This window comes from Neobacillus sp. CF12 (genome assembly GCF_030348765.1).
In the GTDB taxonomy this organism is placed as follows: domain Bacteria; phylum Bacillota; class Bacilli; order Bacillales; family Cytobacillaceae; genus Neobacillus.
On the sequence record NZ_JAUCEU010000007.1, the window covers coordinates 412,099 to 425,889 of the forward strand.

The window sequence follows — 13,791 nt, forward strand, 5'->3', positions numbered from 1 at the left end:
ATGAATTCTACTATTAATAAAACAACCGAAATTATCGAACAAACACAAAAATTTGGGGCCAATAACTATCATCCGCTGCCAATCGTTGTATCTAAGGCAGAGGGAGTTTGGGTTGAAAGTCCAGAAGGAAACCGCTACATGGATATGCTAAGTGCATATTCTGCGGTAAACCAAGGACATCGTCATCCTAAAATCATTCAAGCCTTAAAAGACCAGGCCGATAAAGTAACATTAACATCCCGTGCTTTTCATAATGACCAACTTGGTCCGTGGTATGAGAAGATTTGTAAATTAACGAATAAAGAAATGGCACTCCCAATGAATACAGGTGCTGAAGCAGTTGAAACTGCCCTTAAAGCCGCTCGCCGCTGGAGCTATGATGTGAAGGGAATAGCTGAAAATCAAGCAGAAATTATCGCTTGTACAGGTAATTTCCACGGCCGGACAATGGGTGCTGTTTCGTTATCTTCTGACCCAGAATATAAGCGCGGATTTGGGCCAATGCTTCCAGGAATTAAACTAATTCCTTATGGAGATCTTGAGGCATTAAAAGCAGCCATCACTCCTAACACAGCAGCATTTTTGATCGAACCAATTCAAGGTGAAGCTGGAATTATTTTACCTCCTGAAGGATTCTTAAAAGCAGCATCTGACTTATGTAAAGAAAACAATGTATTATTTATTGCTGATGAAATCCAAGTTGGCTTAGCACGTACAGGTAAAATGTTTGCCACAGAATGGGAAGAAGTTAACCCTGACATGTTAATTTTAGGAAAAGCACTAGGCGGTGGCGTATTCCCAATTTCTTGTGTTGTTGCCAATTCAGATGTATTAGGAGTATTTAATCCTGGTTCACATGGTTCTACATTCGGAGGAAATCCACTTGCATGTGCTGTGTCAATTGCTGCATTAGAAGTAATTGAGGACGAAAATCTAGCTCAACGTTCTTTAGAATTAGGAGAGTATTTCCTAGAACAATTAAAAGCAATTACTAGTCCTGCAATAAAAGAAATAAGAGGCAGAGGTTTATTTATTGGTGTGGAGTTGACAAAAGATGCACGACCATACTGCGAACAGTTAAAGGAAGAGGGCTTATTATGTAAAGAAACGCATGATACCGTTATTCGCTTCGCGCCACCGCTTATCATTACGAAGGAAGAAATTGATTGGGCAGTTGAGAAAATCACTAAGGTTTTAGCATAAGTACTATATTACTAAACTACGAGGTGTCGGGCATGTCTGTTAGGACTGTGATGAATGAAATGTCAAAAGAACAGCAAAAGGAAAAAGAATCTTTAAACTTATTCTACTCTACGCAAACGGTCATACAAGAAGCATTAACGAAGTTAGGCTATAATAGTGAAATGTATGAGCTATTGAAAGAACCGATTCGATTATTGACAGTAAGAATTCCAGTTCGTATGGATGATGGAACAGTTAAAATCTTTACCGGGTACCGTTCACAGCATAACGATGCGGTTGGACCTACAAAGGGAGGCGTACGCTTTCATCCTGACGTGGATGAAGCGGAGGTAAAAGCCTTATCGATTTGGATGAGTTTAAAGTGTGGGATTACTAACCTTCCTTATGGCGGAGGTAAAGGCGGTATCATCTGTGACCCAAGGACAATGTCTTTCAGAGAGCTTGAGAGATTAAGTCGAGGTTATGTTCGAGCGATTAGTCAGATTGTAGGACCAACAAAAGATATTCCGGCACCGGATGTTTATACAAACTCACAAATCATGGCATGGATGATGGATGAATATAGTCGTCTGCGTGAGTTTGACTCGCCAGGTTTTATTACTGGTAAACCCCTTGTATTAGGTGGTTCCCATGGACGTGAAACCGCAACGGCTCGTGGTGTGACCATGTGTATAAATGAAGCGGTTAAGAAAATAGGAAAAGATCTACAAGGAGCTCGAGTGGTTATCCAAGGTTTTGGAAACGCAGGCAGCTACTTAGCTAAATTTATGCATGACGCTGGAGCAAAGGTGGTCGCTGTTTCCGATGTATACGGCGGAGTATATGATCCAGATGGACTCGATATCGATTATTTACTTGATAGAAGAGATAGTTTTGGCACCTTCTCACAGTTATTTACCGATACAATCAGCAATCAGGAATTACTAGAATTAGAATGTGACATCCTGGTACCTGCTGCGATCTCGAACCAAATCACCGAAGCGAATGCTGCTAAAATTAAAGCAAGCGTTGTTGTTGAGGCAGCCAATGGGCCTACCACTCTTGAAGCAACAAAAATCTTAACAGAACGTGGAATTCTCCTTGTTCCGGATATTCTAGCAAGTGCGGGCGGCGTAACAGTATCCTATTTTGAATGGGTACAAAACAATCAAGGTTACTATTGGTCTGAAGAAGAGGTCATGGAAAAGCTTGAGAGGGTAATGGTTAGTTCTTTTGACACGATTTATCAACAAGCTCTGGCCCACCAAGTGGATATGAGATTAGCGGCTTATATGGTTGGAATTAAAAAAGTAGCAGAGGCTTCACGTTTTAGAGGCTGGGTGTAGACTAAATATCTTAAAAACACTCTTTCCTACGAACAGGAAAGAGTATTTTTTGTTAAATTGCATTAATATTTTTTCATTTTGCTTTTACTTAATAAAGCGTTTTATTTGTTTTAATGCATCTTTTCGATTTGGATATCTAAATGGTAAGTCAAAGGTAGTCGTTTGCTTTAAGATACTTTTCTGATGTGAAAAAACATCGAAACTACCTCTGCCATGGTAGGCGCCAATTCCACTTTCACCAACACCGCCAAAGGGAAGGTAAGGCGAACTAAGGTGCATGACGGTGTCGTTGATACAGCCCCCGCCAAAAGAGATAGAATTTAAAATGGTTCCTTGGAATTCATTACTTTCAGAGAAAATATAAAGAGCCAATGGTTTTGGATGTTCGTTAATTTTATTAATCATGGTTAATTCGTCATCATATTCAAGAACAGGGAGGACCGGCCCGAAAATTTCCTCTTGCATTACCGGATCATCCCAAGTGACACCTCCAAGGATGGTCGGCTCAATCGTTAAAGTATCACTAGAAAAATTACCGCCATGAAGAATTTCTCCGCTCGAAAGAAGGCTAGTCACACGATTGAAATGACGTTCACTCACAATCCTCGTGAATTCACCGTTCTTAACAACCTCCTTATATAGTTCATTAATGGTTTCTTTGAATGTTCCTATAAACTCCTTTTTAATGTCCTTGTGGACATACAAATAGTCAGGTGCTACACAGGTTTGTCCAGCATTGATGAACTTACCCCAAGCAATCCGTTTTGCCGCTAATTTGAGATTGGCGTCATGATGAACAATACAAGGACTTTTTCCTCCTAGTTCAAGAGTAACAGGAGTTAAGTGCTTTGCGGCCGCTTCCATTATCACTTTTCCAACGGCAACACTTCCAGTAAAAAAGATATAATCAAACTTTTCTTTTAGTAAGAGTTGTGTGGTATCTGCATCTCCCTGGACAACTGTAATGTACTCTGCAGGGAAGGTTTTATGAATAAGTTTTGACATAAGCTTTGATGTTTCTGGTGTTAATTCAGAGGGTTTAAGTACAGCACAATTCCCAGCGGCAATCGCACCAATAACAGGAGCAATGGCAAGTTGTAAAGGATAATTCCAAGGCGAAATAACCAATACAACCCCGTAAGGTTCAGAATAAATATAGCCCTTCGATCCAATTTGAGTTAGGGCAGTTTTTACTTTTCTAGGCTGAGTCCAATCTCTTATATGTTTTAAAGTAAAACGGATTTCTTCTAACAAAATCCCCATTTCGCTAATATAAGAGTCAAAATCACTCTTATTCAAATCCTTTTTAAGTGCTGCCATCAGCTCCGTTTCATGTGAGCGAATCATGTTCCCTAAGGAAGTTAATGCTTCAATTCTGAATGAAATATCTTTTGTTTTTCCAGATTGAAAGAAATCCCGCTGCGCTTTCAATAAATGACTAAAACCTTCCATACTCCACCTCCTCAAAGATAATGATATTCTATCACATCTTCCTTTCATAACCAGATTTGATTTGAGCGAAATGGAATATTTTTGTATGAATAAAAATAATTGGAGAATACTATACCTAAACAGCAAAGAAGGAGATTGTAAATGTCAATCGAAAAAGGTTCAAAATATCAAATTTCTCAAAGTATAAAGGGGAATTTTAACTCAGCTGAATCACTAACCATAACCACAAACAATGGGATAACCATTCAATTTACACTTGAAGATGGTAAAGGTCATGGGTCCATGCCGTTGGATCATTTGAACTATTTATTAAAGAGATCCAACCTTACTCCGATTACCTCTAATAAAAGAGTGCTATTAGCTTCAGATAATGAAGAAAAAATAGGATAACAAGTAACCCTCCATGTTTGACAGGAGGGTTTATCTTATTCTTTTTCTTTCATTACCATTTTTAATAAGTAGGCAGCATAGGCTTCAGCAATTTCTTCTGCGCTCTGTGAACCATTTTGATCATACCAATCTTGAATCCAGTTAAGAGCACCTAAAATTATTAAACGCACCATTTTAACATCTACATGAGCAAACACTTGCGTATCTATCCCCTCATGAATGATTCTATCAAAATACTTTGAGTAGTTTTTTCTTAGTTCTAGAACTTCTTGAAGCTGTTCTTCTGTAAAATTATGATTAGGCTTTCCTAGTACCATGAACATTGATTTCTCACTTGTAGCAAGTAAAATATGTTCTTTAATCGCTCTACTAAGCTTCTCGATGGGATTACGATCGCTAGTAACAACTTTCTCAATTCCATCAATACAAATCTCCATAATCATTAGATGGCATTGGTACAAAAGGTCATCCTTATTTTTAAAATAATAATACATAGACCCTTTCGTCATTAGCAGCTTGGCAGCGATTTCTTCCATGGTAGTTCCTTGGTAGCCTTTTTCAGCAAGTACAGCAGCGGCTGAACGAAGGATTTCCTGCTTTTTTTTTGCCATTTTCTGCACTCTAAAAGACGACATCTATTTAACCTCCTAACGATCAAAGACTATTAATCTATATTTGAACTTACGTTTTGCTTTAACCCTTTGTTTAAATATAGGGTAGCGATTCTAAAAAATCAACAGTGTTACGTGTAAAATTTAAACGTAAATTCAAAAAATAAATCAATTGTATAATTTTGAGAAAATTGTTATTATTTAAACAAGGATGAAAGCGGTATCTTAATTTGATTGTATCTGGGAGGAAGATTCATGCGTGAAGTAGTTATTGTAGAGGGAGTTCGTACACCAGTTGGAAAAAGAAAAGGATTATTAAGTTCAGTACGTCCCGATGAATTGGCCGCAAAAGTGCTAAAAGAATTAGTGAATCGTGCTGGCATTTCTCCAGGAATCGTGCAGGACGTAATCATGGGCTGTGTTTCACAGGTAGAAGAACAAGGTTTAAATATCGCCCGTACGGCAGCTTTGATGGCCGATTTCCCTATCCATGTACCAGGAACCTCATTAGATCGTCAATGCGGTTCAGGTCAACAAGCCATTCATTTTGCATCTCAAGCCATTCTTAGTGGGGATATGGATATCGTCATTGCAGGCGGGGTGGAAAGCATGACACGTGTACCACTAGGAGCATCTCGTCAGAAGTCAAATTGGAGTGAAACTCTCACTTCTAAATATGAAATGATCCACCAAGGATTATCGGCTGAGCGTATTGCTGATTTATGGGGCTTTACACGCTCTCAATTAGATGAATTTTCAATAGAAAGCCACAATCGTGCCATAAAAGCACAAGAAGAAGGTAGATTTGATAGAGAGATTATGCCTTTAGAGGTTACTTTAAAAGATGGAAGTACGGTTGTCGTGAAACAAGATGAAGGACCTCGTAAGGGATCGACAATTGAAAAATTAGCTACGCTTAAAACAGTCTTTAAGGAAGATGGAAAAATCCATGCAGGAAATGCAAGTCAAATGAGTGATGGCGCTGCAGCAGTGCTATTGATGTCTCGCGAAAAAGCGGATGAATTAGGACTTAAACCTCGTTTCCGAATTGTTGCCCGTTCTGTAGTAGGGTCAGATCCAACGTTGATGCTGACCGGCCCAATTGAGGCAACAAGACAGGTTCTAGCCAAAGCAGGACTGACTATTGATGATATGGACACATACGAAGTAAATGAAGCGTTCGCTCCCGTTCCAATGTGCTGGTTAGAAGAAATAAAAGCTGATCACAAGAAATTGAATCCAAATGGGGGCGCCATTGCCCTTGGACACCCACTAGGTGCAACAGGTGCCAAATTGATGATTTCCATGATGCATGAACTGGAAAGAACAGGCGGCCGCTATGGACTTCAGGCAATTTGTGAAGGCGGAGGAATGGCGAACGGAACGATTATTGAAAGAATTAGTGAATAAACACTAAATGATAGGAATAAGCAGCAAAGAGAAACACTTTTGTTGCTTATTCCTTTTTAACAGAGAGGAGAAGGATTTTTGTTAAATGATATAGGTGTAATACAAATCACCATCCCGCTGCCTTTTCGACTAAATCATGTAAATTGCTTTTTGGCGGAAGGAGAAAAAGGATGGACGATTATAGATGCAGGATTAAATAATAAAGTATCAAGAGACATTTGGAGACCTTTACTAGAAAAGCATGATGTTACCGACATCCTCATAACACATTACCATCCAGACCATTTTGGCTATGCGGGTACACTGCAGCAGCTCACAAATGCAGAGGTATGGATGACTGAAATAGACGCTGAGGCAGGATTATCCTATTGGGAGCAAGATTCTTTAGAAATCGTAAATCAGAACTATGCTACATGTGGGCTTCCAGATAATTTATCACAGGTGTTAACAACAGATGAACAGGGTTTTAACCCTCAAGTTAAGCCTTATCCAACCGTTCAACATTACTTTGAAGAAGGAATGAAAATCATATTTGGTAAATACGAATATGAGGTTATTTTTACACCTGGCCATTCTGATGGGTTAATCACATTGTTTAATAAAGAGAATAGCCTCTTATTTTCAACTGATCATATTTTACCAAGAATTTCTCCCAATATATCCTACTGGTTTCGAGGGAATCGAAATCCATTACAAGCCTTTATGGATTCTTTAGAAAAAATTAAACGATTGGATGTTGACTATTGTTACCCTTCTCATGGAAAGCCGTTTAGAAATGCTAATCAACGAATAGAGGAATTACTTGCACACCATCATGAAAGATTAGAGGCTACGTACGATGCCATTACTAAGCCGGCGACCATTTATGAGGTCAACCAACAGTTGTTTCGAAACTTAAATATCCATGAAACCCGTTTTGCGGTTGGAGAAACACTTGCTCATCTGGAATATTTATTTTTAAACAATCAATGTAAAAAAAACCTTCAGTATGGTACCTGGTATTATGAGGGGATTTAGTATTGGAAAAGGGTGTCCAAAATGGACACACTTCAATTGCGTTTACTTTGCTTAAACCTCTTTGTTTGAATAAACGGCAATTAATACAACCGCTTTGCAATCGCCAACATTTGTTACGGTATGGGGAACACTTGCATTCCAGCTGAAGGAATCACCTTCCTCGAGGATTACAGAATCTTCCCCTTGCTCTGCCAAAACCTTCCCTTCTAGCACCAGATGGCATTCCTCACCTTCATGTGCGTGGGCGTCTCCAATAGAACCGCCCGGCGGAAACTCCACACTTCTTAAACTTAAGCCGCCCATCGAAGAGATGTTCTCAATTTTTAATTGATTAAACGTAGTCGTGGTTCTCGCATCTTTTCTAACCACGCGTAAATGTTGTTTTTTTTCTAATAATAAATAAGGTAAAGGTACGTCTAAATAGCTGGCAATGGTTTGCAGCGTACTAATAGATGGCGAGGTGTTGTTGTTTTCAACATTGCTAATAAATCCTTTTGAGAGACCTGTCCCTTCACACATTTGAGCTATGGTGATTTTTTTTCGATTTCTAATTGCACGAATTTTTGAGCCGATATCCAGTTTGATCACCCTTTTATGGTTTCCTAATATAGAACATATTTATATATTAGCAAAAATTCCATTGACAATCCACATGATTCGTTGTTATTCTATAAGCAACAAATGTTCATATTAAAAAACATTTTATTTTTTAAGATAATGTTTACTAATATGAATCTTTATTAACTATTACTATAAACAAAAGGGGATGATAGATATGAATGCACCGATGTTCTATGAGCTTCGTCGTCCAAAACAGATTGAGCCTGGAAAAAAATATCCTGCGTTGTTTATTATGCATGGAATTGGCAGTAATGAACAAAACATGCTGTCGTTGGTAAATGGATTAGAAGAACAGTTCTACATTTTCAGTATTCGCGGTCATCTCTCACAACCGCCAGGATTTGCTTTTTTTACCATTCAAGGGTACGGCAAACCACATCGAGAAGTGTTTGATGAAGGCGTAAGTCGACTGACAAGCTTTATTGACTATGCTTGCGAACAGTATCCACTAGATACATCTCATTTATACTTGTTAGGATTTAGCCAAGGTGCGATTTTAGCCATGACGCTTGGGCTAACATTAGGAAATAAGATAAAAGGCATTGTTGCGCTTAGTGGTTACATTCCGGCATTCGTAAAAGAAGAGTATGCAGTCAAACCTGTTGATAAGGTTTCGGTGTTTATTTCTCATGGAGAAATGGATCAAGTGCTTCCATTTGAATGGGGACTTGCCAACAACGAGCATTTTCGTCAATTAGGTGCCAACGTTACTTTTAACACCTACCAAGAAGGACATAGTGTTTCTTTAAGGAATTTGCAAGATTTTACAAACTGGTTATTACAGGATTTAGAAAAATAAATTTATTTAAGGGAGAGGTAGAAAATGATGAAAAAAATTGAGGTAAGTACATTAATATTAAGAGTAGTATTAGGGGTTACGTTTTTTATCCATGGATTAGTGAAATTCCAAGGCGGGATTGAAAATATCGTTGGCTGGTTTGATTCTATCGGCTTACCAGGTTTTCTTGCTTATGGTGTTGCATTGTTAGAAATGGTTGGAGGAATTGCCTTAGTGGTTGGATTAGGAAGCCGTATTGTGTCAGCATTATTTGTATTAATGATGCTTGGAGCGACGGTCAAAGTTAAATTAGCTGGCGGCTTTTTAGGAAATGGTCAAGGTGCAGGTTGGGAATTAGATTTAGCATTACTTGCAATGGCCCTATTTATTGCCATCAACGATAGTAGGATGTTTGCACTAGATAAAGTGTTTTTCAAAGGACAAAATAACCAAACACAATCACTTTAGTATAGGAGGGGAAAGTACAATGATGCCATCACTTTTTATCGCCCACGGTGCACCCTTGCTTGCCATTGAAAACAACGAGTATACTCAATTTTTAAATGAACTGGGTAAGACTTTGCCACGCCCCAAAGCCATTGTGTTATTTTCTGCGCATTGGGAATCTCGAGCACAGAAAGTTAGCGAAGTAGATCTATATGACACCATTTATGATTTCGGTGGATTCGATCCAGCGTTGTATAGAATTAAATATCCAGCTAAAGGGTCACAGGAGATCACTAAAGAAATAGTCGATTTGTTTAAAGCAAATGGCATTCCGTTTGATGTGGAAACGACTCGTGGATTAGATCATGGTGCATGGGTTGTCCTTCGTTTACTTTACCCAAATGCAGATGTTCCTGTTATTGCGATGTCTGTAAATCCTAATTTAAGTCCAGATGAACAATACAAAATTGGTAAGTCCCTTGCGGCATTACGTAAGAATGATGTTTTAATGATTGGCAGCGGGGGAACCGTTCATAATTTGAGAGCCGTAAATTTTGCAGACAACGGACAAATCGATCAATGGGCACTTGAGTTTGATGATTGGTTGGCTCACCATCTTCATACATGGGATACGAAATCATTGTTTAAGTACGATGCACTCGCTCCCAATGCACAATATGCCGTACCTCCATATGGAAATGAACACTTTATCCCCATTTTTTATGCCATGGGAGCAGCAGATGAAAACAAGACAGCAAAGTTATTACACCGTAGCTACCGATATGGAAACTTAAGTCACAGTGTATGGCAATTTGGATGATTACTAAAAATAACACTAACTCAGCGTTAGTGTTATTTTTAATATAGGTTAGAATAATTCTTATTAATTGAAATACACGTATGTTTTTTGATATAATTACTCGGTTAATAATATAAAGTATGTATAAATGTTAATAAGGTGGTATATATGAATCAAAAATATAGAGTGTTACTGTATTATAAATATGTCACGATAGAAAACCCTGAGGAAGTACAGCAAGAACATCTTCAGTTTTGTAATGAGTTAGGTTTAAAAGGCCGGATTATTATTGCCTCAGAAGGTATTAACGGTACTGTGTCCGGTACACCCGAGCAAACAGATGCGTATATAAAATATATGGATGAGCATCCGCTTTTTGCTGGTACAGTCTTCAAAATTGATGAAGCCAATGAACATGCCTTCAAAAAAATGCGTGTGCGTCTAAGACCTGAACTTGTTACTTTACGTTTGGAAGACGATGTTGACCCTCATGTCATAACCGGAAAGCATTTAAAACCGAAAGAGTTTTTCGAAGCGATGCAAAGGGAAGATACCGTTGTGATTGATGCTCGGAATGACTATGAGTATGATTTGGGTCATTTTAGAGGTGCGGTTCGCCCGGATATTTTAAATTTCCGTGATCTTCCAGACTGGATTCGAGAGAATAAAGAGCAATTCGAAGGTAAAAAGATACTTACGTATTGCACAGGAGGCATTCGCTGTGAAAAATTCTCAGGCTGGCTTGTAAAAGAAGGGTTTGAGGATGTTTCACAATTAGAAGGCGGGATTGTGACGTACGGAAAAGATCCAGAAGTGCAAGGTGAATTATGGGACGGACAGCTTTATGTGTTTGACGAGCGCATTAGTGTGCCTGTCAATCAAAAAGAGCATGTGGTAGTGGGTAAAGACTATTTTACTGGGGAGCCATGTGAGCGCTATGTGAACTGTGCAAATCCTGAGTGTAATAAAAAGATCCTCTGTTCCGAAGAAAATGAACATCGCCATCTAAGGAGCTGTTCACATGAATGCCGAGCACATCCAAGAAATCGCTATGTTGCACAGCACGGATTAACCGAAGAAGAAGTAAATGAAAAATTAATGAATTTAAAAGCATAAGAAAAAGGCTGCACGCTCAAATTATGAGTGTGCAGCCTTTCGTTATTTCTTTGCTACTACTTCGCTCGATTTAATCAATTCATCGTATATTACTGTTGTTAAGCTATGAGCACCTTTACTGTCATGACCTGCTTCCCACAACATCATCCCGCCAAAGCCATGATCTAGTGCTAAATTCGTCTTCTTCTGAATCGTTTTTACACCATTATAATGATAGGTGGTTCCGTTCATACTAACAGTATCATTCACTGCATTTGCAGGGTCACTGTTGACAATAGCAGCATAAGAAACCTGCTTAATGGCAGGGTCTTCTGGCTGAGCATAAAAAGGTACACCTAACACAAGCTTTTCTTTTGGCAGCTTGTTTTGATCAAAATGATTTGCCCAATAGTTTACTATTTTCTCCGTAAATGGATATGGTGACAGATTAGCAGCATTGTATCCGCCATCCCACTGTCCATCATACGCCATAATATTTACATGATCGACATTCGCAAAAGTAGAAGGTTCATAAACGACAAAGCCCATTTCGGTGCCTGTCACTGCATGAATTTTAGCATAGACGGCAATTGAAAGTTCTTTTCCTTTAGGGTGTAGCTGATCGCTTAATTCCTTAGAAAATGCAGCCAAATTCGCAGCGTCTGCTTTTGAACGAGGGTGCTCAAAATCGATATCAATACCATCAAGTTTCTCACGGTCTACAATACCTGTTAGTTCATTTACTAGTCTCGTCCTCGAGTCAGGATTGCTGATGGCTGCTTTAAAGGGCTCGTACGATTCTCCGCCATTAATATGAAACCAGCCGCCTACAGCCAAGATAACTTTGGTATTGTGTTTGTCAGCCTCTTTAACCATTGTTCGTAAATTATTGATGGCTGAATCACCATTTAACAAAATACCCCCATCTGGTGTTGGATGAGCAAACGAGAAGATGACATGTGTTAACTTGGAATAATCAACCACCTTCGGATCACGAAAATCCTGAACATAGCCCAATAACACTTTTGATTCCTCTATACTTTCCTCTGGGATTGCTTTTTCTTCGAGTGATTTTCTAGATTCTGATGCTTGTTCTATTTTAAGCGATTTTGACGCTTGTTCTGTTTTATTTGTTGAATAGAATACTCCTGTAAAAATTCCCCCTGTAAAGGTAAGTAGTATTACCAAGGCAAGGAGGATATTGCGCTTTTTCATAGTTTTTTTCCTCCCTATTAATCTCATACTTTTAAATTGTATCAAAAAATGAGAGGAAAAAGTGATGGTAATATACGCCTTGCAAATATATGGTAACTTACTAGTCCATATTTGTTGTTAATTAGGATCAAATATTGTCTAATAAAACTAAGACTTCTAATGTAAAGGAGATTTACTTCTGTGTGGGCTGTGGGAATAGGAATTATCTTACTATATAATTTATTGATTTTTTACGTTGGTTATAATATTTGGGTTTGGTTGAAACATATTAGTGGTGATCGTAAGAGTATAAAAATTATTTTCTGGGTTGTCCTTGTTATTTTCGCCTACTCGTTCGTTTTTTCACGTTGGTTGGATGAAAGTCTTTTCTTCACGTGGCTTGGTGCCATTTGGCTTTCGTTATTTTATTTCTTAATTTTGCTGCTTCCTGTTGCTAATATAGCCGTTTTCTTAAGAAGATTTACAAAAGTTAAGAAAGAAAAGTTTGTAAAATGGACTGGATATTCACTGTTGCTGATTATTGTTTGTTCCTTCTTATTTGGATTGTTTAATGCCTACAGTCCTTCAGTAAAATCGTATCAGATTAATATTCCTAAGCTGGTGGAAGGGAAACAAAGCCTTAAAATTATCATGGCTTCAGATATGCATTTTGGAGATTTATCAGGGAGCGGCCAGGCAAAAAAACTGGTTGAGTACATAAATTCACAACAACCTGATTTAGTCCTTTTTCCGGGAGATATTATCGATGACGATATTACACCTTTTCTTGAAAAAGGAATTCCAGAAATTATTAAACAAATCGAATCTCCTGTGTATGCTTCCCTAGGGAATCATGATCGGGATGATGTGGATCTTGTAAAGATTTTTAATAACAGTGGAATGAAGGTATTGGATGATGAGGTTCTGAATCTTCCTGAGGGAATTGTCCTTGTGGGCAGAAAGGATAAAGGATATCAGGATGTTGTAAGAGCGGAACTTTCAGACTTAATGAAGCAGGTCGATGTTAAGAAACCAGTGTTTCTTCTTGAGCATCAGCCTTATGATTTAGATATCGCCGAAAGAAATGGGGTGGACTTGATATTATCAGGCCACACACATCGAGGTCAGGTTGCACCAGGCAATCTGATTACGAATATGATTTTTGAAAATGATTGGGGCTATTTGAAAAAAGGGGAACTTCAATCGATTGTCTCCTCTGGCTATGGGGTCTGGGGACTTCCGCTCCGAATTGGAACACGTTCAGAAATCGTCCAAATGAACATAACTTTTAAACCATAAAAATTGCGAAAAGATCCAGCTGTTAAACAGTTGGATTTTTTCTGTTTTATGTTTTAATAAAATTGATAACAGATTGCCAGTGTTTTTTTATTATAATTTGAATACTATTAATTGATGACTGTAAATTTAATTACGAGTGAATGTAAGCGC

Annotated in this window: 14 protein-coding genes; 10 read left to right on the forward strand and 4 right to left on the reverse strand. The window is 38.4% G+C overall.

Going from position 1 to position 13,791, the window contains the following annotated elements:
* The gene (locus QUG14_RS02145) at positions 1 to 1,203 is read left to right on the forward strand and encodes an ornithine--oxo-acid transaminase (protein ID WP_289338868.1); all 1,203 of its coding nucleotides are present in this window, start codon (positions 1 to 3) and stop codon (positions 1,201 to 1,203) included.
* Between the two features lie 50 nt (positions 1,204 to 1,253).
* On the forward strand, positions 1,254 to 2,528 hold the full coding sequence (locus QUG14_RS02150) for a Glu/Leu/Phe/Val family dehydrogenase (protein ID WP_289344053.1): 1,275 nt from the start codon (positions 1,254 to 1,256) through the stop codon (positions 2,526 to 2,528).
* 84 nt (positions 2,529 to 2,612) lie between these two features.
* On the opposite strand, the gene QUG14_RS02155 is transcribed toward QUG14_RS02150, so the two are convergent.
* Positions 2,613 to 3,980 (reverse strand): aldehyde dehydrogenase, encoded by a 1,368-nt coding sequence (locus QUG14_RS02155; protein ID WP_289338870.1) that lies wholly within the window; start codon positions 3,978 to 3,980, stop codon positions 2,613 to 2,615.
* Positions 3,981 to 4,121: 141 nt separating this feature from the next.
* Here QUG14_RS02155 and QUG14_RS02160 point away from each other — a divergent pair, with 141 nt between their 5' ends.
* Entirely contained in the window at positions 4,122 to 4,370 is a 249-nt protein-coding gene (locus QUG14_RS02160) for a hypothetical protein (protein WP_289338871.1), read from the forward strand.
* 35 nt (positions 4,371 to 4,405) lie between these two features.
* Here QUG14_RS02160 and QUG14_RS02165 read toward each other — a convergent pair whose 3' ends face one another.
* Positions 4,406 to 5,005 carry a TetR/AcrR family transcriptional regulator gene (locus QUG14_RS02165; RefSeq protein ID WP_289338872.1) on the reverse strand — a complete coding sequence of 200 codons (600 nt, stop codon included), beginning with the start codon at positions 5,003 to 5,005 and terminating at the stop codon, positions 4,406 to 4,408.
* A 231-nt stretch (positions 5,006 to 5,236) separates the two neighbouring features.
* On the opposite strand from QUG14_RS02165, the gene QUG14_RS02170 reads away from it, so the two are divergent.
* Complete coding sequence (locus QUG14_RS02170) at positions 5,237 to 6,391, forward strand: thiolase family protein (protein ID WP_289338874.1); 1,155 nt, start codon at positions 5,237 to 5,239, stop codon at positions 6,389 to 6,391.
* A gap of 78 nt (positions 6,392 to 6,469) precedes the next feature.
* Positions 6,470 to 7,408, forward strand: a complete 939-nt coding sequence (locus tag QUG14_RS02175) for an MBL fold metallo-hydrolase (RefSeq protein ID WP_289338875.1) — start codon at positions 6,470 to 6,472, stop codon at positions 7,406 to 7,408.
* 51 nt (positions 7,409 to 7,459) lie between these two features.
* Here QUG14_RS02175 and QUG14_RS02180 read toward each other — a convergent pair whose 3' ends face one another.
* A complete protein-coding gene (locus QUG14_RS02180; protein WP_289344054.1) occupies positions 7,460 to 7,987 on the reverse strand; it encodes a helix-turn-helix domain-containing protein in 528 nt (175 codons plus the stop codon).
* 196 nt (positions 7,988 to 8,183) lie between these two features.
* On the opposite strand from QUG14_RS02180, the gene QUG14_RS02185 reads away from it, so the two are divergent.
* From QUG14_RS02185 to trhO, 4 genes are all read left to right on the forward strand, one after another.
* Positions 8,184 to 8,828 (forward strand): alpha/beta hydrolase, encoded by a 645-nt coding sequence (locus QUG14_RS02185; protein ID WP_289338876.1) that lies wholly within the window; start codon positions 8,184 to 8,186, stop codon positions 8,826 to 8,828.
* A gap of 24 nt (positions 8,829 to 8,852) precedes the next feature.
* Positions 8,853 to 9,275 (forward strand): DoxX family protein, encoded by a 423-nt coding sequence (locus QUG14_RS02190; protein ID WP_289338878.1) that lies wholly within the window; start codon positions 8,853 to 8,855, stop codon positions 9,273 to 9,275.
* A gap of 19 nt (positions 9,276 to 9,294) precedes the next feature.
* Positions 9,295 to 10,074: a DODA-type extradiol aromatic ring-opening family dioxygenase gene (locus QUG14_RS02195; protein ID WP_289338879.1), complete on the forward strand. Its 780-nt coding sequence runs from the start codon at positions 9,295 to 9,297 to the stop codon at positions 10,072 to 10,074.
* Between the two features lie 147 nt (positions 10,075 to 10,221).
* Positions 10,222 to 11,169 (forward strand): oxygen-dependent tRNA uridine(34) hydroxylase TrhO, encoded by a 948-nt coding sequence (gene trhO / locus QUG14_RS02200; protein ID WP_289338881.1) that lies wholly within the window; start codon positions 10,222 to 10,224, stop codon positions 11,167 to 11,169.
* A 42-nt stretch (positions 11,170 to 11,211) separates the two neighbouring features.
* On the opposite strand, the gene QUG14_RS02205 is transcribed toward trhO, so the two are convergent.
* The gene (locus tag QUG14_RS02205; RefSeq protein ID WP_289338883.1) at positions 11,212 to 12,363 is read right to left on the reverse strand and encodes a glycoside hydrolase family 18 protein; all 1,152 of its coding nucleotides are present in this window, start codon (positions 12,361 to 12,363) and stop codon (positions 11,212 to 11,214) included.
* 180 nt (positions 12,364 to 12,543) lie between these two features.
* Between QUG14_RS02205 and QUG14_RS02210 the strand changes: the two genes are divergently transcribed.
* Positions 12,544 to 13,641, forward strand: coding sequence for a metallophosphoesterase (locus QUG14_RS02210; RefSeq protein ID WP_289338885.1), 1,098 nt, complete (start codon positions 12,544 to 12,546; stop codon positions 13,639 to 13,641).
* Positions 13,642 to 13,791 lie beyond the last annotated feature (150 nt).

What these genes read in the sequence shown, in the direction of transcription:
- QUG14_RS02145 (WP_289338868.1), top strand. Translation starts at nt 1, where the DNA reads ATGAATTCTACTATTAATAAAACAACCGAAATTATCGAACAAACACAA.
- QUG14_RS02150 (WP_289344053.1), top strand. Translation starts at nt 1,254, where the DNA reads ATGAATGAAATGTCAAAAGAACAGCAAAAGGAAAAAGAATCTTTAAAC.
- QUG14_RS02155 (WP_289338870.1), bottom strand. Translation starts at nt 3,980, where the DNA reads ATGGAAGGTTTTAGTCATTTATTGAAAGCGCAGCGGGATTTCTTTCAA.
- QUG14_RS02160 (WP_289338871.1), top strand. Translation starts at nt 4,122, where the DNA reads ATGTCAATCGAAAAAGGTTCAAAATATCAAATTTCTCAAAGTATAAAG.
- QUG14_RS02165 (WP_289338872.1), bottom strand. Translation starts at nt 5,005, where the DNA reads ATGTCGTCTTTTAGAGTGCAGAAAATGGCAAAAAAAAAGCAGGAAATC.
- QUG14_RS02170 (WP_289338874.1), top strand. Translation starts at nt 5,237, where the DNA reads ATGCGTGAAGTAGTTATTGTAGAGGGAGTTCGTACACCAGTTGGAAAA.
- QUG14_RS02185 (WP_289338876.1), top strand. Translation starts at nt 8,184, where the DNA reads ATGAATGCACCGATGTTCTATGAGCTTCGTCGTCCAAAACAGATTGAG.
- QUG14_RS02190 (WP_289338878.1), top strand. Translation starts at nt 8,853, where the DNA reads ATGATGAAAAAAATTGAGGTAAGTACATTAATATTAAGAGTAGTATTA.
- QUG14_RS02195 (WP_289338879.1), top strand. Translation starts at nt 9,295, where the DNA reads ATGATGCCATCACTTTTTATCGCCCACGGTGCACCCTTGCTTGCCATT.
- trhO (WP_289338881.1), top strand. Translation starts at nt 10,222, where the DNA reads ATGAATCAAAAATATAGAGTGTTACTGTATTATAAATATGTCACGATA.
- QUG14_RS02205 (WP_289338883.1), bottom strand. Translation starts at nt 12,363, where the DNA reads ATGAAAAAGCGCAATATCCTCCTTGCCTTGGTAATACTACTTACCTTT.